At 33.4% G+C, this 17,740-nt stretch carries 17 protein-coding genes and 1 other RNA gene; 1 reads left to right on the forward strand and 17 read right to left on the reverse strand.

Annotated elements, in window-relative coordinates; all coding sequences use genetic code 11:
• Positions 1-2: 2 nt before the first annotated feature.
• From EDC58_RS02115 to nadB, 13 genes are all read right to left on the reverse strand, one after another.
• A complete protein-coding gene (locus EDC58_RS02115; protein ID WP_123351850.1) occupies positions 3-893 on the reverse strand; it encodes a tetratricopeptide repeat protein in 891 nt (296 codons plus the stop codon).
• 162 nt (positions 894-1,055) lie between these two features.
• Positions 1,056-1,667, reverse strand: a complete 612-nt coding sequence (locus EDC58_RS02120; protein WP_123351851.1) for a hypothetical protein — start codon at positions 1,665-1,667, stop codon at positions 1,056-1,058.
• Positions 1,668-1,732: 65 nt separating this feature from the next.
• Positions 1,733-2,416, reverse strand: coding sequence for a lysozyme inhibitor LprI family protein (locus EDC58_RS02125; RefSeq protein ID WP_123351852.1), 684 nt, complete (start codon positions 2,414-2,416; stop codon positions 1,733-1,735).
• Between the two features lie 57 nt (positions 2,417-2,473).
• Complete coding sequence (locus EDC58_RS02130; RefSeq protein ID WP_123351853.1) at positions 2,474-3,268, reverse strand: substrate-binding periplasmic protein; 795 nt, start codon at positions 3,266-3,268, stop codon at positions 2,474-2,476.
• Positions 3,269-3,278: 10 nt separating this feature from the next.
• A complete protein-coding gene (locus EDC58_RS02135; protein ID WP_123351854.1) occupies positions 3,279-5,303 on the reverse strand; it encodes a SpoIIE family protein phosphatase in 2,025 nt (674 codons plus the stop codon).
• A gap of 29 nt (positions 5,304-5,332) precedes the next feature.
• Positions 5,333-5,872 (reverse strand): SiaB family protein kinase, encoded by a 540-nt coding sequence (locus tag EDC58_RS02140; RefSeq protein ID WP_211325211.1) that lies wholly within the window; start codon positions 5,870-5,872, stop codon positions 5,333-5,335.
• Between the two features lie 3 nt (positions 5,873-5,875).
• Positions 5,876-6,253, reverse strand: coding sequence for a DUF1987 domain-containing protein (locus EDC58_RS02145; protein ID WP_123351855.1), 378 nt, complete (start codon positions 6,251-6,253; stop codon positions 5,876-5,878).
• The gene (locus tag EDC58_RS02150; protein WP_123351856.1) at positions 6,253-7,617 is read right to left on the reverse strand and encodes an HD-GYP domain-containing protein; all 1,365 of its coding nucleotides are present in this window, start codon (positions 7,615-7,617) and stop codon (positions 6,253-6,255) included. The genes EDC58_RS02145 and EDC58_RS02150 overlap by 1 nt, the downstream gene beginning before the upstream one ends.
• Positions 7,618-7,754: 137 nt before the next feature.
• Positions 7,755-7,933, reverse strand: a non-coding RNA gene (gene ssrS / locus EDC58_RS10415) — 6S RNA.
• An 87-nt stretch (positions 7,934-8,020) separates the two neighbouring features.
• Positions 8,021-8,668, reverse strand: a complete 648-nt coding sequence (locus tag EDC58_RS02155) for a uroporphyrinogen-III synthase (protein WP_123351857.1) — start codon at positions 8,666-8,668, stop codon at positions 8,021-8,023.
• Positions 8,669-8,702: 34 nt separating this feature from the next.
• Positions 8,703-10,238 carry a glutamine-hydrolyzing GMP synthase gene (guaA, locus tag EDC58_RS02160; protein WP_123351858.1) on the reverse strand — a complete coding sequence of 512 codons (1,536 nt, stop codon included), beginning with the start codon at positions 10,236-10,238 and terminating at the stop codon, positions 8,703-8,705.
• Positions 10,239-10,310: 72 nt separating this feature from the next.
• Positions 10,311-11,618 (reverse strand): sodium:proton antiporter NhaD, encoded by a 1,308-nt coding sequence (gene nhaD, locus EDC58_RS02165; protein WP_123351859.1) that lies wholly within the window; start codon positions 11,616-11,618, stop codon positions 10,311-10,313.
• A complete protein-coding gene (gene nadB / locus EDC58_RS02170; RefSeq protein WP_123351860.1) occupies positions 11,611-13,038 on the reverse strand; it encodes an L-aspartate oxidase in 1,428 nt (475 codons plus the stop codon). The genes nhaD and nadB overlap by 8 nt, the downstream gene beginning before the upstream one ends.
• A 137-nt stretch (positions 13,039-13,175) precedes the next feature.
• Here nadB and EDC58_RS02175 point away from each other — a divergent pair, with 137 nt between their 5' ends.
• Positions 13,176-13,604 carry a DciA family protein gene (locus EDC58_RS02175; RefSeq protein ID WP_123351861.1) on the forward strand — a complete coding sequence of 143 codons (429 nt, stop codon included), beginning with the start codon at positions 13,176-13,178 and terminating at the stop codon, positions 13,602-13,604.
• On the opposite strand, the gene EDC58_RS02180 is transcribed toward EDC58_RS02175, so the two are convergent.
• The 4 genes from EDC58_RS02180 to EDC58_RS02195 form a co-directional block, all read right to left on the reverse strand.
• Positions 13,585-14,871, reverse strand: coding sequence for a phenylacetate--CoA ligase family protein (locus tag EDC58_RS02180; protein ID WP_180937071.1), 1,287 nt, complete (start codon positions 14,869-14,871; stop codon positions 13,585-13,587). The two genes, EDC58_RS02175 and EDC58_RS02180, sit on opposite strands and share 20 nt — an antisense overlap.
• 136 nt (positions 14,872-15,007) lie before the next feature.
• A complete protein-coding gene (locus EDC58_RS02185; protein ID WP_123351862.1) occupies positions 15,008-15,409 on the reverse strand; it encodes a PaaI family thioesterase in 402 nt (133 codons plus the stop codon).
• Complete coding sequence (locus tag EDC58_RS02190; RefSeq protein ID WP_123351863.1) at positions 15,393-15,920, reverse strand: 2-oxoacid:acceptor oxidoreductase family protein; 528 nt, start codon at positions 15,918-15,920, stop codon at positions 15,393-15,395. Before EDC58_RS02190 ends, EDC58_RS02185 begins: the two co-directional genes overlap by 17 nt.
• Positions 15,917-17,722 carry a thiamine pyrophosphate-dependent enzyme gene (locus EDC58_RS02195; RefSeq protein ID WP_123351864.1) on the reverse strand — a complete coding sequence of 602 codons (1,806 nt, stop codon included), beginning with the start codon at positions 17,720-17,722 and terminating at the stop codon, positions 15,917-15,919. Before EDC58_RS02195 ends, EDC58_RS02190 begins: the two co-directional genes overlap by 4 nt.
• Positions 17,723-17,740 lie beyond the last annotated feature (18 nt).

The raw sequence follows: 17,740 nt of genomic DNA on the forward strand, positions 1-17,740 counted from the left end.
AATTATTTAGAGAATTTTTCTAAAAAGTCACAAGCTTTTTTATTTCCTAATATACATGATTTTTTTATGTAATGTACTATTTCTTTTGGTAAAACTACTTTTTTCTTTTTGGTTTTTTCAAAAATATCATCCATTCTAATTATTGCATATTGAAAACAGATTTCAGCGTCATTAAAATCATCGCATAGTTTTTTTATAATAGTTCTCATTCTCTTATTGTGACGTATTTTTTGTCCTTCGTCCAAATAAATTTTTAATTCCATATAACAAGCTCTTTTTTCTCCTAAATCACAAGCTCTCTTTAAATAATTTTTTGCGATATTTTCGTCTTTTTTTACATTATAATCTCCTTTATTATACAACAGTCCCAAAATATAACAAGCTTTTGGATTTTTTAAATAACAAGCTTTTTTTATATATGGTAAACCTTTTTTAGTTTCATTGTTTTTTAAATATAAAACTCCGCTGTGTAAACATGCATTACCAGCATATTTTGCTCTGTATCCAATGTTACATGTTTTTAATGCTAAATCTTTAAGCTCGCTATCTTTTTTTTGTTTATAATGCATTTCAAAAAAAATTAGATTATAACAACCTATTTCGCTGTTGAGGTCACAAGATTTTTTTAAATATTTTTCACCCAATGATAAATTTTTTTCGTCACTTGATACATAATATTCTCCCAAAACATTGCAAATAAATGCATTATTTTTATTGCATTCTTCTTTTAATAATTTTAATCTTTTGATTTTGTCGTCAGTTTTTTCTATTATGCTGAGAAATTTGTTTTTTTCTAAGATTTCTCTTTGTTTGTTTTTTTCATCAATTTTGAAATTTTCACCGAATACTAAACTAAAAATAAAAACAATTAACAATAATTTTTTTATTTTCACCCTTTCTCCTTTTTTAAGCTTAATTAGTCTATAATTATAAAGTTTTTTAAATAAATAAGCCAAATCATACTTAAAAGAATTAATGAAAGTCTTGTTTTTTGTTAATAATAGTAACTATTTATAAATTTTGTATTTAAAGAAAAAAGAAGAAAAAGTTAGATTTTAATCAATACATTTGACGGTTTTTAGCCAAATACTGTCTTTAAATCTCGTTTTCGAGGTTTGAGAAGCCAAATAGTTCAAAAACTCTTTGTAAAATTCCCATTTTGCGTTTTGTGTGAGTCTTTGTTTGCTACCTAAAATATTGAAATATTTATCAATAAATTTTAAATACCAAAGCTCTTGGGTTATTTTCTCTTCATTTGCTTTTAAGTATTTGTATTCTTTTTCGCTTCCGCCAATAGTCGTAGCTTGTTTTACCAAATCTAAAATTTTATTTATAACTTCTTCTTCGTTTCCTAAGATTTCTTCTAATTGATAATTGTAGTATTTTTGAAATATTTCGGAAATATGCAATTTTAATTTATTGTCACTAATTGTTGTATCTTCCAATACGTCATGAAATAATAAAGTACTTGCAATTAGAAATCTGTCTTTAATGTTTATATTATTGTCATCTTCCATAACCATTCCGGCACATGTGACAGGATGTAGATAAAACGGCGTAAATTTGTCGTGTTTTCTAACTAAGTTGTTTTCGTTTTTTGCAAATTCGGTATGAAAATAGATTGACAAATTGATTAGTTCCTTAAATAACAGTAATTGACTATTCATTTTAAATCCTTAATGTCAAATTTATGTAATACTAACACAAAAGTATTACTTTTTTGTAAAACTTTTTATTTTGTTATTTTTTTAAGTTCCCCTACTCTTTTTTTCGTTTCATTATAGAGACATTTGTATATATTGCTGTTTTTTTGAGGCTTTATAGGGTATTTGCATTTTAAAGTGATGTATTTTAACCACGCTCTTTGGATGTTTTTTAGTCTTGTTTTTTCTTTTGGAGTTAATATTTTCATTTTTCGTATATATGTCTTATTTAAGTTTTTATCTTCCTGGAGATAAAGCTTTTTGTATGTTGTGGGTGTGATTGTAATTTTGCAGTTTTTTGTACTGAGAAAGTAAAGCTTTTCGTTTTGCAGTACTCTTTTGCCTTTTGTAGGGAAGTTTATCCACTCGGTAGTGTAATGCTTTTGTGTTATTAAAAGGTTTTTGCGAGATATATAAGAAAAATTTCTCGTAATTAAATTTTCATTATTTCCTATTGAAAATCTAATTATAAAAGCGGTTTTATTCGAGTCGTAAATATATGAAAAATTATCGGTATCGAATATTTTTATGTTACATTTGGGATTTATTGTGTAGATATTCGTAGGATTTATTGAGGAGTTGTTATCTTCGTATCTAAATATGAATTCGTTATCTAAGCTGTTAATTTTATGATTAACAATCATAAACGCTAATTCCTGATAAGTAAGAGCAAAAGAGAGTTTTATAAGAAGTAAGAAAATTATTTTTTTCATCAATTGCCTTTTTAGACAATTATATTTGAATAAAATGTATCGAAAATGACAAAAAGGCTATTGGGTTTTTAGCCATTTTTGCATTATTTTGTCTCTTAAACCGCTTTTGTCAAGTTTATCGATTTCATTATTGAGTTTTTTTACTAATTCTTTTGCATGAGGATAACTTTTCGGAATAAATAGTAAAAATTTTGAAACTTTCAGTTTGTCATAAGGTACATATGAAATATCTTTTGGTATTTTACATTTTCCAATCATTTGATACCCAAGAATTGCTTCTTTAGAAGCGATCATAATATCACATCTTCCGGCCGAAATTTTTTTAAGTACCGCACATTGACTTGTGGCTTCTTGGTTTATTTTTTTGTTTTTATTAAGATTTAAAACTTTATAATAAAAGTAAATATTGTACCCGTTTACGTCACATATTTTTAGTTTGTTCGGGTCTGTTTTTAAAATATGAAGAAGTTTTTCTTTTGTAAATTTCTTTTTTGAATACCAAACTACTTGATGAGTATAATAGATTGGTTTGGTGTAATAAAGCACTTTTGCTCTTTTTTCAGAATAAATACCCGGAAAAATAACATATTTCTTTGCTTTGTCGTATCTACTTACAAGATATGTACATCTTTTCCAAGGTATCAAATCAAGCTTATAACTCATATTTAAATCTTTAAAAATAACATCGTACATATCTTTTAATGCACCTACGATATGTTTTTTATCTACTTTTCCGTTTACTCTTTTATAAAAAACAAACGGCGGCCATTCGGCAGCATCATCGCATATTCGAATCGTGTTTTCTTTCGCAAATAGACTCAGAGCTATTAGTAATCCCAAAATTATTCTCATCCTCTCTCCTTTATAGTTTTAGTCCTATTACGGCGATATCATCTGTTCTCGGATTATCTTTTTGATATTTTTTTAATTCTTCCAAAAACATCTCTTTTTGCATTATAAAATCTAAATTTTGATATTTAAGAATTAATTTTTTAAACCTTTCTTTTCCGAAAGGAAGTTCTTTTTCTCCTCCTATCTGGTCTAAAAATCCGTCTGTAGTTAAATAAAGTTTTAATTCATCATGAATTTTCATTTCAAATTCTTTAAATTTATAATCAATAGGAGTAAACACGTCACCGACAGAGCTCTTGTCGCCTCTTATAACATCAACATTGTTATCTTTTATAAAAAATAGAGGAAGGTTTGCGCTTGAGAATTTAATAATGTTTTTGTTTTTGTCATAATAAATTATAGCTCCGTCAAAACCGGCGTTTGAATTAGAATCTTTATCATATTGTTTTAAAATTTCTTTAATAGACTTATTGAATTTAGAAAGAATTTTTGATGTTGATATTTCTTTGTTTGTATGGGATAGTTCGTTTATTATCTGAATTTGGATAGCTTTTACGAGCATTGTCATTAGTGCTCCGTGAACTCCGTGTCCCGTACAATCGGCCAACATTAAAATATATTCTCCGTCTCTAACTTCATCAAGAAAATAGATATCTCCGCCAAGAACGTCTTTTGGTTCCCAAATTATTAGATAATCTTTAAAAGCTTTTTTGAATATTCCATGAGAAGGCAAGATTGCTTTTTGAATTAACGAAGCATATCTTATGCTCTCTTTTGTCATATTTAGAAGTTGTTTGATTTTACTTGTTTTGATTTCAACAAGTTCTTCAAGATGATTTTTAAGCTTTTCAAGTTCTTTTTTATCTGTCACGTTAAATAAAATATTAATATATCTACAGCTATTATTTTCATAAGAGCATTTTTTCGTTATATTAGATTTTAGCCAAAGTTCTTTTCCGTATTTAGTTTTACATTTAACTTCACCGTTCCAATTACCCTCTTTTTCTACGGTTTTTATTATTTTTTTCAAATCGACATTACACAAAACCTCTTTTCTTTTATTGTTAATTTCATCTTTAGAGTAACCGCAAACTTTCATAAATGCCGTTGTTACTTCTATAACGTTTCCGTTTTCATCAAATTCGCAAATCATAATGTTTTTATCGATTACGTCAACAAGTTCGGCGAGTTCTCTGTGAAGTTTAGAACTTACAGATATTCCTTGGTTTGTAAATTTTGCTATTTCTCCGAATTCGTCATTTGTGTCTATATCAATAGGCTCGATTTTTTGTTTAGGATCGGATAGAAAATTAAAGAATCTCTCAAGCCCAGCTTTTATTTTCATAAGTGGTATGTTTATAAATTTAATTAGAATAAATAAAAGGAAAAGTAATGTAAAAATAGCCGCAATAATAAAATAAACGAATAATTTTTTTTCTTTTTTTTGAGTTTCTTTGTATATTTTTTCAAATTTTAAATTTACGAGCTCTAGTTCTTTTTGTTGAATTTCTTCTAAGTGTTTTAATATCGGGCTTAAATCGTAATAAATTTTTACAAATCCTATAGGTTCGGAATTATAAATAAGTTCGGTTTTTATATATTTATATTTTTCAAAATTTTTGGGAAGTTTGTTTTTTGTAAATATTTTTTTTCCGTCTTTTTTATATGCACTGATAAAGATTGATTTTCCTACGGTATCATAAACTTCTACCGCTTTTATACTTTTTTCTTCAAGTAAAACGTCCGATATAATTTTTTTTGCGCTGCCTTCTTCGTAGTTGAATAAAGAGTAACTTAAAGCGGCTTGTGAATATTTGATTAGTTTTTTTAAGCTTTCAAGTGTTTTTTTAATTGTTTTTTGTTTTTGCTCTTCAATAAACTTTATAACGAATTCTTTTTGTTGAGTGTTTAAGGAGTTTAGGATTTCTCTTTGAGCGTCTTTTATGGATGTAATTAGCCAAAACCAAATTATTAATTGTGAGACAACTATAATTGAAATTACTTTGAAAATAATACTGTTTCTAAATTTTACCATTTATTTCCTCAATTCTTTTTCCGGTTTTTTTAATCTTTTCCTACTATCGCTTTAAATCTGAAAATCATTTTGTCATTACCGATGTCTTCAAAACTATATTCGATTTTTTTTGATTTTTTCGCAATTTCATAAAACCCTATTCCACCGCCTTTTTGATGAGAATCTCTTTTTGCTCTTCTTAGCTCTCTATAGATTTTTTTTATTTCATCTTTTGATAAACTTAAGATATGTTCTAATATTTTCTTTATTTTATCGGCATCTTCTTTTCTTACGACATTTTGAGAATATACGAAATAGCCGTCATTTTCGTTTTTTCCCACTAAAATAAGTCCTTTGGTGTCGAATTCTTTTTCGACTTTTTTCGTATAGTTCATTAAATTTTGAGAAAGCTCGATAAAAACTACAAAAATGTTATTTGCAAGAGTCATTGATAAAAGCGACTTTTCAGCTTCTTTTTCTAATGCTTCAGTCATTGCAACGATAAGCGATTGAGTAAAATACCCGCCGTATGTCAAAAATACTATTCCGTCTTTTTGCAAAAGTTTTTCAAGTTCCGAAGCGTTATACATTTATTAGTCCTTTTCGACGAGTCTGAAATCTATGTCAGGAAAGTCTTCGATAAAATCTTCTCCTGCTTCTTTTGCAGTATCGTTTTCTTTGTCATAAATCCAATTTATTGTAATTTTTGATTTATCTTTATTTTCGTATAAAATATCAAAAAGATTAAAAAAAAGTTTTGACGTACTTGAGTTGAAATATACTATTTCCATATTTACTGTCGTAGTGTCGTTTGGGTTTTTAATATATTCTTTGACCCAATCAATAATCGGTTTATAAAATTCAAAGGTGTTTTCGGGATATGATTTTCCTTTCATTTCAATGAGACCCTTTTGAGGGTCCAAAGTAATTTCCGGAGTGTATCTGGTAGCGGGAATATAGACTTTTTCCATTAATTTTCCTTTTCTAATTTTTTTATGTACTCTTCTATATTTACTTCATCGATTTGATCTTTTGATAAGTAAATATCGGCATATTTTTTATATAATCCAGATTTTAAAAAGACTTTTAATATTTTTTTATCAAGTTCCCCGTTTAGAGCTTTGGATACCAAAATTTCAATGGCTTCGGAAAGTTTTTTCTTTAATTTGTATGGTCTGTCGTGTGCCGTTAAAGCTTCGAAAATATCGGCAATTGCCATGATTCTTGAAGGAATAGGAATTTCGTCGCCTTTTAATTTTCTCGGATATCCTTTTCCGTTTAATGTTTCGTGATGTGCTCCTGCATATAAAGGTACGTTTTTGAATTTTTCGGGAAACGGAAGAGATTCGAGCATAAGGATTGTGTTGATTACGTGTTCTTGTATTTTAAAGTACTCTTCTTTTGTTAAAGTACCTCTTGGAATAGAAAGATTGTATATTTCTCCAAGATTATATAGGTTTTCAGGAATTTCTATTTTAAAACCTTTATTTTTAAATTTTTCTATATCTTTTTTAGAACGTTTAATAATATGATGTTTTTTATCGGAAAGAAGGTATTCTTTTGCTGGAGGTTTGACAATACAACCGTTTTCTTTCATTCTTTTTTTCTCTTCTCTTGAAATTCCAAGAGTATTATCAAAATATCTTGTCCATGTTCGATTTGCGATTTGTTTTAATTTTTTAAGATCTTCTTCATCTAAAGATTCCGTACCGTAATTTAATTTCGCTATAAATTCAAACTCTTTTTGAAGCTTTTCTTGTTCTTTTTTTAACCACTCATCCACTTCTTTTTCATCTTCACCGTTTAATTTTCTTTTTAGTGCTTCAATTATTAAATCTCTGTATAATACTTCAAATCTTGTTCTTATTTCATGAATTCTATTATAAACCGTCTCTAATTTTACGGCTTTATCCATAACAAAATCGGGAGTTGCAATTTTACCGGCGTCATGTAGCCATGCCGCAGTAGAAATCTCTTTTTCCTGATCCTCGTTTTCTATTTTAAAATCCACTTCATCGGATTCACTGACGGCTTTTGCAATCCAATTGGTTAAAATAGGAACTCTTTCACAATGAGCACCCGTATATTCGCTTTTCATATCGATTGCCGTAGCAATTACTTTTATAAAAGCGTCTATTAGTTCTTGTTGATTTTTTTGTAATTTTTTTACTTCTTCATATTTTCTTTGAAGTTCGTCATATTCTTTTCTTTGTCTTTTATCGGATAATAAAAGAATTTTTTCTTCTCTTTTTAGGTTTTTTATTAATTTCTCTATCAGTTTATCTAAATTATCTTTGGTTTTTTCAATCTCTTCTAACAACTCGTAATTAAGCATTCTTCATCCCTTTATTATTGTATAGAAATTATACAAAAAATATCTTTATTATCTGAAATTTTATAAGAGGATTTTGTCTCAGAGAGATAAAATAACTCAATTGCAAATGTAGTGTCTGGCAATAAATATTAATTAATTTAAAACCCAGGAGGGCGTTCACGCAGTGACTTTGGGCTCCCGCGAGCCACAAAGTGGGGATAGGAGGGCCGGTTTAGGGGCAGGCAAAGCCCGCCGCACACCCCGGCCACTACCGTCTCCCCAAAAAAATTTCTTGTAGGGCCCCAAAATGTGCGGGTAGCGCTCCTCCCAGGCTCTTATGAAATTATATCATAACTTTGAGCTAATTTCAATCAAGATTTTTAAAGAACTCTTCGAAAGCTTCTGAAGTATTTCTATTGATATTTTACTTAAATTTTACGTTTTTTGCAAGCTCTATACACTCTTTTATTCCCGGTTTTTTAGGCATAAGATAGTTATTGATTTTATGAGCTAAAAGAGCGTCTCTTGTTTTTTTTCCGATGGCGATAGGAATAATATTTTCGATGTTTTCTATTTTCAAGAAACATTCAACCGTTGAAGGTGAAGAAAAAATAACGAATGCCGGTCTTTTAATATAGCCTTTTGGTCTATTGCATACCGTTTCATAAACTATTTTTTCGATTAAAGTGTTTGTAGAAGAGTCAAAAATAGATTTTATATCGCTTAGTATTTTTTTTGCTCTTAGAAAGAGAAAGGTTTTATTATTATATTTTGAGACTATCTCTTTTGCAAAATCTTCGCCGTATGAACTTTTAGCGGTATATTCCAAAATACCGCCTCTTTGTTTTATTTCGTTTACCGTAGCTTTTCCTATTGCAAGAGAAGGAATTTTTTTCCATTCGGAAGTAAGGTTATCAATAGCCCTAACTCCGTTTTTAGAAGTAAAAATAAGAAAATCAACCCCCTCAAAAGAGACTTGAGGAGAGAGAAAGTTTATTTTGATTACCGGATAGTTTAAAATACCCTCTTTTTTTTCATCAGTTAAGAGATATATTGGTAAATTTTTTATCAATTTTCAATTCTCCATTTTCCATTCTCAATTAATATTACTCCCATTCAATTGTTGCAGGAGGTTTGCTTGAAATATCATAAACCACTCTATTAATTCCGTCTACTTCGTTAATAATTCTCGTACTTACTCTCTCAAGAAATTCATGAGGTAAATGACTAAATGTCGCAGTCATTCCGTCCGTAGAGCTTACACATCTAATTGCTACGGTGTTGTCATACGTTCTGTTATCACCCATAACACCTACGCTTCTTACATTTAAAAGTACCGCAAACGCTTGCCATACTTTGTCGTATAATCCCCAAGCTTTAAGCTCTTGAATCAAAATCGCATCGGCTTCTCTTAAAATTTCAAGGTCTCTTTCATTTACTTCGCCCATAATTCTAATAGCAAGTCCTGGTCCCGGGAATGGATGTCTGTATACCAAGTCTTTCGGAAGACCGAGTTCAAGTCCAAGTTTTCTAACTTCATCTTTAAAAAGCTCTCTTAAAGGTTCAATTAATTCGAATTTCATCCAATCAGGAAGTCCGCCTACGTTGTGGTGAGATTTGATAGTTTTACTCGGACCTTTTACACTAACACTTTCAATTACGTCAGGATATAACGTACCTTGAGCTAAAAATTTTGCGTCTTTGTGTTTTTTTGCTTCTTCATCGAATACTTCGATAAAAGTATGCCCGATGATTTTTCTTTTCTCTTCAGGGTCCGTTACGCCTTTTAGTCTGCTTAGGAATTTTTCTCTCGCGTCAACCGTAATAAGCGGTACGTGAAGTACGTTTTTAAATGCATGCTCCACTTCTTCTCTTTCGTTTTTTCTAAGAAGTCCGGTATCAACGAAAATCGGAATCAGTTTATCGCCGATAGCTTCGTGTAAAAGTGCAGCGGTTACAGAGCTGTCAACACCACCGCTTAGAGCACAGATAACTTTATTGTCTCCGACTTGCTCTCTAATTTTTTTAATTTGTTCTTTTGCGAAATGCGCCATATCCCATTTGCTTGTAACACCACAAACTTCTCTTGCGAAGTTTCTAAGGATTTTTTGACCTTCTACGCTGTGAGTAACTTCCGGGTGGAATTGGATAGCGTAGATGTTTTTTTCGTCGTTTACTATTGCAGCATACGGTGCGTTTGAAGTATGTGCTATTCTATGAAATCCTTGAGGTAGTTTTTCCACTCTGTCGCTATGGCTCATCCATACGATCGTAGGGTTGCTAACATCTTTGAATAACAAATGAGGATCATCTATAAAAAGCTCTGCTTTTCCGTATTCGTGGTGGTCCGCTCTTACTACTTCTCCGCCGAAATCGACAGTGATTAATTGCATACCGTAGCAGATACCGAGAATCGGAAGTCCTAAATCATAAATCTCTTTATCAACTCTATAAGCGTCTTTGTCATATACGCTTGCAGGTCCGCCTGAGAATATGATACCTTTTGGTTTTTTCTCTTTTGCAGCTTTTAATCCGTCGAAATAAGGAACTATCTCACTATAAATACCCTCTTCTCTTAATCTTCTGGCGATAAGCTGGGTATATTGGCTACCGAAATCAAGTATTAAAATTTCTACTTGCATAAACTTCCTTTTTATTGAAATTGTAACAAAAAAGCTTAAAAGTATAAAGTAAAGGAGAGTAAAAAGGGAGGATTAATAAATCCCCATAATTTCGAACTGAACGTACCAAATCAGACAGCTGACAATATATCCCGCAAGTACGGTCCAAGCGAATTTCATATGGCTTCCGAAAGTGTAGATACCTTTCATTCTACCCATAACACCTACACCTGCAGCACTACCGAAACTAATAAGACTACCACCGATACCGGCCGTAAGCGTTACAAGCATCCATTGATCGATTCCCATAGGTGGGTTTGCTTTTAAAATCGCAGCCATTACAGGTACGTTATCGATAATAGCACTAATAAACCCTACTCCGACATTCGCCCATGTAGAACCGATATGTTCGTAGAGTTTTGTAATATAAAATAGCCATCCTAAGAAATATAGCGCTCCTACGGCCGAGAGGATACCGAAGAAGAATAGAAGCGTATCGTTTTCCACTTTTGCCATATTTACAAAAACGTTAAAGTGTTCTTTGTGTTTGATTTTGTGATAAAAGCTGTATAGTTGCAACAGCGAAAGACCGAACATCATTCCCCACATTGCCGGGAAATGGAAAAAGATATGACCTAAAACTGCGATTGTAATAGTTAAGATACCCAAGGAAATTACGACTTTCCCGCCTTTTTTAATAGAAACTTTAGGTGTCGTGTATACATCGAAATGAGGTTCGCCTTTAGGAACGAAAAGACTTAATAAAAACGCCGTTACCAGCCAACCTATTAACGAAGCCGGGAATAACATCAAGAAGTCTTTAAATTCACCTTTTCCCGCCGTCCAAGCCATAAGAGTCGTAATATCACCAAAAGGCGACCAAGCACCACCGGCATTTGCCGCAACCACGATATTAATAGCTCCCGGTACTAAAAATTCGGGTTTGTTTTTATCTATTGTTAAAAGTACGGTTGATAAAATAAGAGCGGTTGTTAAGTTGTCCGCTACAGGCGAAATCCAAAACGCCAAAATCCCGGTAATCCAAAATAGTTTTTTATAGCTGTATCCGCGAGATACGAGTCTGAATCTTAGAGCTTCGAAAACTCCTCTTTCGATAAGCGTTTCGATATACGTCATTGCAACGAATAAGAAAAAGAAAATTTCGGCAATCTCTTCGATCAAGTTTTTCATTTCGTGATGAAGAGGTCCCGGATTTAGTCCCTCGATAGCAAAATAAATACCGATAAGCATAAAAGAAAAAGTACCGATAAATAAAGCAGGCTTAGCTTTATTCATATGGAATTTTTCTTCGGCGGCTATCATTACATAGCCGATAACGAATACGAGCAGTACCGCTATCCCTACCCATGTATGGGTAAAATCGTGAATCATCTCATGCATTTTCATCCTTTCTATAATGAGCTCCAAGCGACTCTTTTCTATTTAGTGCCGCTTTTACGATTTCTTTTGCCGTTAAAAATCTAAGTTTTGCTAACCTTCCAAGTTTCGGAATCGTCTCGTCAATAAAACTTAAGGCTTCTTTTAAGCCTTTTTCATCTCTGATAATTCCTACGTTTCTCCACATCTGTTCTCTTAGAAGGTTCTTATAGTGTTTATCGTCATTTTTGAAAAGTTCTTCACTATTTATCTCAAAATTTTTCTCTTTTGTGCTAAATTTTTTTTCAATTATTTCTTTTGCGGCTTTTTTTGCGAATATAAAACATTCGAGTAAAGAGTTGCTTGCAAGTCTGTTTGCTCCGTGTACTCCCGTATATGCCACCTCTCCTACGGCATATAAATTTTCAAAACCTTTTACTTTGGAATTCAAATCCACTTCAATTCCACCCATCATATAATGAAAAGCCGGCGAAATTGGAATAGGCTCATAAGGGACGTTGATGTCGTAATCTCTAAGTTTAGTGTAAATTGTAGGAAATCTTTTTTTAAAAAACTCTTCATCAAACATACTCACGTCAAGAAAGACTTTGTGTCCTTTTTGCTGATGCATAAAAATCGCCCTGCTTACGATATCGCGTCCTGCAAGTTCTCCTCTTTCGTCATAATCGAAAAGAAATCTTCTTCCATTTTCGTCGATTACGTGTGCGCCCTCTCCTCTTAAGGCTTCGGTTAATAGAAGTTTTTGAGAAAATTTCATTTCGATAAATACGGTCGGATGAAATTGAGTCATTTCCATATCTTTGAGTGCGATGCCTTTTTCAACGGCGAGTCCTTGCATATCGCCACTTATCGTTCTTGCGTTCGTGTCGTATTTATACAAAGCTCCCACTCCGCCGCTGGCGATTATTACGTTGTTTGCGTAAATATTGTATTTTTTTCCTTTATGCAGTACGCTTACGCCATACGCTACTCCGTTTTCGATCAAAATATCAAAAACTATCGCCTCATCAAGCAGGTAGCTTTTATCTTTTTGTAATAAAAATTTATGAATTTCCCTACCCGTTGCGTCTCCGCCTTTGTGATAGACTCTACTAACACTATGAGCTCCCTCTCTTGTTACTCCCGGGTCGAATCTAAATCCGTATTCCAAAAGTTCTTGTTTTAATTTTACGGAAGCTTTGCTTAAAATTTCCACGGCTTCTTTTTTATTATGAAAACTTCCGGCTTTTAGAGTATCTTCGATATGCAAAGGTACGTCGTTTTCATCATTTGCCATAGTAACGCCGCCTTGGGCGTAGAAGCTATTGCAATCCCAAACTTGATTTTTCGTTATCATCAATGTAGTAAATCCTGCGTCGTTTAAAAATTTAGCACTCCATATCGCTGCGAGTCCGCTTCCTATAATTATGCAATCCGGTTTCATTTTACTCCTATCTTTACTTTTAAAGTTGAGTTTAAATCAATAATTTGCAAGTCTTTTTCCTGGACTTTTTGTTTGCTTTTATTCCATGTCGGCGGTGCTTTATAACCGCACCCCAAAAAAGTCGCTATAATAACAATATGAAAACAGCAAAAGAGATACTTAGCCATATACTTGCACCTTATGAAAGTAAGTTGTCATTACATCGTTGTTTGAGGAAAATTATAGCACTTATGCCCCAAAATTACAAAAAATACATAACCCAAATGAGCTATAAAGGAGACGTATTATACATAAAAGTCTCTCATCCGGCTTTAAGACAAGAGATTTTTTATAAAAGAAATTTGATTTTTTCTCTCATAAAAACAATGCATAGCGCCGGGATTTGCAAACAGATAAATCCAAAAAAAATAATTACGGATTATAAATACTCCCCTCCTCCAAAACCTCCAAAAGAGATTAAATTTTACATAAGAAAAGTGGAAGATTTCGACATAAAAGCCAAAAATCCGGAAATAAAAAAGAAATTTGAAGAAATAAAAGAAGCTCTTAAGGCCTCTTGTCGATAATTCTTTTAGCTTTACCCATACTTCTTTCTATTTTGCCGGGTTCTACCAATATAACGTTTGCGTTGATGTAAAGGTTATTTAAAAAGTCGTGTTGAAGGCGTTTTTTGATTGAGTCGTATTCGCTTTGCATTACGTTTTCATCCACTTCTACGATAATTTCGAGTTTATCAAGATATCCTTTTTTATCGGCAACTATTTGATAGTTAAGAGTTACTCCTTCATTTTCGGCTATTACGTGTTCTATTTGAGACGGAAAGACGTTTACTCCGTTTATTATTAACATATCATCGGCTCTTCCGCTGACACTTTCCATTCTCACAAACGTTCTGCCGCAGGCACACGGCTCTTTGTAGAGTCTTGTAATATCTCCCGTTCTGTATCTGATTATAGGAAGAGCTTGTTTTGTTAGAGTGGTAATAACAAGTTCGCCCTCTTCACCGTCCGGCAAAACTTCTCCGGTTTTAGGGTCGATAATTTCAGGGTAAAAATGGTCTTCGTTTATATGAAGACCTCTGCCTTTATTACAGCTACAGCTAACTCCCGGTCCAATTATTTCGCTAAGTCCGTAAACTTCGTAGTATTCGATATCCCAAACTTTAGCGACTTCTTTTCTCATTCCCTCACTCGTTGGTTCAGCTCCGAAAAAACCTGCTCTAAGTTTATAGTCTCTTCTAAACTCCGGCCCCTCTTTTCTGGCAACTTCCGCCAAATGCAAAGCGAAACTCGGCGTACAGCATAGAATCGTAGCTCCGAAATCTCTCATTAGCATAAGCTGCCTATCGGTAAAACCTCCGCTTGCCGGTACGATTGTCGCTCCCATTTTTTGTGCCGCTTCGTGAAATCCAAGCCCTCCGGTAAATAGTCCGTAGCCGTATGCGTTATGGACTACATCTTTACTTGTCACGTCAGCCATGGCGTATGTTCTCATCATCACCTCATTCCAAACGTCCATATCGTGCTTGGTATATCCTACGACCGTCGGTTTTCCGGTAGTCCCCGAAGAGCTGTGAATTCTAACGACTTCGCTCATAGGTACCGTAAAAAGCCCGAAAGGATAATTATCCCTCAAATCCTGTTTTTTTGTAAAAGGTAATTTTTGAATGTCTTTTAGAGTTTTGATATCGTCGGGCGTAATTCCTAATTTTTCAAATTTTTCTCTATAAAAGGGACTTAAATGATAAACTCTGCTTACTACTTCTTTTAATCTTTTTAGTTGAATTTTTTCGATATCTTCTCTTTTTGCGCTTTCAATCTCATTCCAAATCATTTTCTCTCCTTTTTTATTTTTTCCTTTTTGTGTTGTGTTAAATTAAACTTACTCACTCACAATTTCACCTCTTTCATGATTTCACTATTTCACCATTTTCACTTTCTCTTTTCCTTGTCTTTTCCTCCTTTTTCCCTCACTCAAACACATCCTTTTTCGTTTTATAAACGGTGCCCGTAAAAAATGCGATTTTTTTATCTTCGGTTTTTACTATCACTTCATAAGTGGCAAGTCTGTTGCTTTCGTCCACAAGATTCGCTTCGGCTATTAATATATCCCCAAGTTTTGCAGCGTGCATAAAAGAGATGGAAGTGTTAATAGCAAGAGAAACTTTTCCAAAAGAGTTGCTAGCTACCGCAAAAGCAAAATCGGCAAGCGTAAATATAGCTCCTCCGTGTGCCACACCAGCTTGATTTAGGTGAAATTCTTTTATTTGCATTTTAGCTTTTGCATATCCGTAATGAACTTCAAGTAATTTTATTCCGATATTCGAAGCGAAATCACCTCCTTTATTAAAAAAATTAAATATTTTTTGCATACTCTATCGCTTTATCCAAAATTTCAAAATTTTTAGCTGCGAATTTAGGATTAATCTCTTTTATAGCTTCTTTTACTTCTTGCGTGCTAAACGGAAAATCTTTTATTTTTGCCAAAGTAATTCCAAGCATAAAAACGTTAAGCCCTTTTGCGTCAAATATGCCTTTTTCGGCTAGTGCGTTTGCGTCAACCGCAAATACTTCCGCGTCGATTTTAGGGAAACTTTCTGCATTTACTACGACTTTCCCGTCTTTTTTTAAATAAGGAAGATTTAAAAGAGCTTCGTCTTTGTCAAGCCCGATTAATAAATCCGCCTGAGAAAAATCGATAAGAGGATTGTGAAAATCACCTATTTTTATATGAGAGCTCACACTTCCGCCTCTTTGACTCATTCCGTGATTTTCCGTACCTAAGAACTTATATCCCCTTTTTGAAGCGCAAATACTCAAAACTTTCACCAAAAAGACAACCCCTTGTCCTCCGAATCCCGCTATTACGATTTGATATCTCATTTTTCTCTCCTTGGGATAAACGCGTCTGTCGGACATATTCCGCTAATACACACTCCGCAACCTATACACAACAGCGGGTCTATTTCTATTTTTCCTCTTTCGTTGTAATGCATAGGAGGACAAACGAATTGAGTGGTACATACGTCACAAGCGACACATTTTTCTTCATCGACAGTTGCAAAAATCCCCGGCAGAAAATCTTTTGCCCTCTCTTTATCCAAAACGCAGTATTGTCTGCTTATTACCACAAGAGGTTTGTCTATTTCTTGGTATCTTTTTTTTACTTTTTTAAAAAATTCGATTGTTTCGTTTATATCAGGCTTGTAAAAATATTCCATAACTTCCGCACCGCAACCTTCGGCCACTTTTTTCAAATCTACCTGAGGATTTTCTCTCTCGGGCGTTGTTTGACGTCCCGTCATTGCTACAGTGGAGTTATCCAAAATCACCAATATAAATTTAGCTTTTTGATAAACGGCGTTTATCAAAGGAGGAATTCCCCCGTGAAAAAAGGTAGAATCCCCGATAGTTGCAATTACTGTTTTTTCTTTATCCGCAATAGATAAGCCGTGAGCCATGGAAACGCTCGCACCCATACAAAGTACCGTATCGATTGCTTCAAGGTTTATGCCAAGCGTATAACATCCGATATCCGAAGGATATATCGATTTTTTCGGTCTGAAAACTTTTTTAATAGCAAAAAAGACGTCTCTATGAGGACACCCGGGACAAAGGTTCGGTTTTCTTTGATTGACGTCTTCTACCTTAAAATAAGGCTTATAGATATTTTCTCCTTCATAAAAACCAATTTTTTTATATGCTTCAAGCACTCTTTCTTTATTCATTTCATCCACCAAATGTATATGCCCAGACATTCTTCCAAATACGTTCTCACTTCTTAGCTCTTCTTCGATTACTGGATAAGTCTCTTCCACTACGAGTACTTTTTCATAATTTTTAACCAACTCTTTTAATTCGTCAGGCAGAGGGTATGGCATATCAATTTTTAGTATATCAACATCCAAATTAAGCTCGTCCACCACTTCTTTAGCGTATCCGTATGCCGCTCCGCTTGATATGATAAGGTTTTTAGTGCCTTTTAGTTTATCTATTTTAGACTTAATAAGGTTTTCGTAGTTGTATTTTTTAATCGCCTCGATTCTTTCAAGCTGCTCGTATGCCTGTTTTAATCTCCCCTCTCTTGGGACTGCGGCCCATCTTGGGATATCTCTTTGGAAGTTGCCTTTTTGTTCTTTAAATTCGAAATTATCGTCAATTTCAACGATTTCCCTTGAATGAGATACTCTCATAACGCTTCTAAGCATTACCGGAATTTCGAATTTTTTTGATATTTCGCTTGCAAGTTTTGTAAATTCATATGCTTCGGCAGGGGTTGCCGGGTCAAGGACAGGTATTCTTGCAAACCTTGCAAATTCTCGGCTGTCTTGTTCAGTTTGTGATGAGTTAAATCCCGGGTCGTCAGCCACTATCAATACAAACGCACCTTTGTTTCCTATAAAACTCGCACTCATAAGCGCATCGCTTGCCACATTAAGCCCCACTTGTTTCATAGTCGCTGCTGCATTTACTCCGGCTATCGCTCCTGCATAAGCGACTTCAAAACCAACTTTTTCGTTCGTAGCCCACTGGGCGTAAACGGGCAAATTTTTCGAATCTTTTATTTTTTGTACGGTTGTTAATATTTCGCTCGAAGGAGTACCGGGATATCCGCTTACCATTTGCGTATTGCTATGAATAAGCCCCCAGGCAATCGCTTCGTTTCCCATTAAAGTCAGCTTCATTCATATCCTTTTGTGTAA

This window comes from Caminibacter pacificus (assembly GCF_003752135.1).
GTDB classification, from domain to species: Bacteria; Campylobacterota; Campylobacteria; order Campylobacterales; family Nautiliaceae; genus Caminibacter; species Caminibacter pacificus.

Coding starts and splice junctions, on each gene's coding strand:
- EDC58_RS02120 (WP_123351851.1), bottom strand. CDS start 1,667: ATGAATAGTCAATTACTGTTATTTAAGGAACTAATCAATTTGTCAATC.
- EDC58_RS02125 (WP_123351852.1), bottom strand. CDS start 2,416: ATGAAAAAAATAATTTTCTTACTTCTTATAAAACTCTCTTTTGCTCTT.
- EDC58_RS02130 (WP_123351853.1), bottom strand. CDS start 3,268: ATGAGAATAATTTTGGGATTACTAATAGCTCTGAGTCTATTTGCGAAA.
- EDC58_RS02135 (WP_123351854.1), bottom strand. CDS start 5,303: ATGGTAAAATTTAGAAACAGTATTATTTTCAAAGTAATTTCAATTATA.
- EDC58_RS02140 (WP_211325211.1), bottom strand. CDS start 5,872: ATGTATAACGCTTCGGAACTTGAAAAACTTTTGCAAAAAGACGGAATA.
- EDC58_RS02145 (WP_123351855.1), bottom strand. CDS start 6,253: ATGGAAAAAGTCTATATTCCCGCTACCAGATACACTCCGGAAATTACT.
- EDC58_RS02150 (WP_123351856.1), bottom strand. CDS start 7,617: ATGCTTAATTACGAGTTGTTAGAAGAGATTGAAAAAACCAAAGATAAT.
- guaA (WP_123351858.1), bottom strand. CDS start 10,238: ATGCAAGTAGAAATTTTAATACTTGATTTCGGTAGCCAATATACCCAG.
- nhaD (WP_123351859.1), bottom strand. CDS start 11,618: ATGCATGAGATGATTCACGATTTTACCCATACATGGGTAGGGATAGCG.
- nadB (WP_123351860.1), bottom strand. CDS start 13,038: ATGAAACCGGATTGCATAATTATAGGAAGCGGACTCGCAGCGATATGG.
- EDC58_RS02175 (WP_123351861.1), top strand. CDS start 13,176: ATGAAAACAGCAAAAGAGATACTTAGCCATATACTTGCACCTTATGAA.
- EDC58_RS02180 (WP_180937071.1), bottom strand. CDS start 14,871: ATGATTTGGAATGAGATTGAAAGCGCAAAAAGAGAAGATATCGAAAAA.
- EDC58_RS02185 (WP_123351862.1), bottom strand. CDS start 15,409: ATGCAAAAAATATTTAATTTTTTTAATAAAGGAGGTGATTTCGCTTCG.
- EDC58_RS02190 (WP_123351863.1), bottom strand. CDS start 15,920: ATGAGATATCAAATCGTAATAGCGGGATTCGGAGGACAAGGGGTTGTC.
- EDC58_RS02195 (WP_123351864.1), bottom strand. CDS start 17,722: ATGAAGCTGACTTTAATGGGAAACGAAGCGATTGCCTGGGGGCTTATT.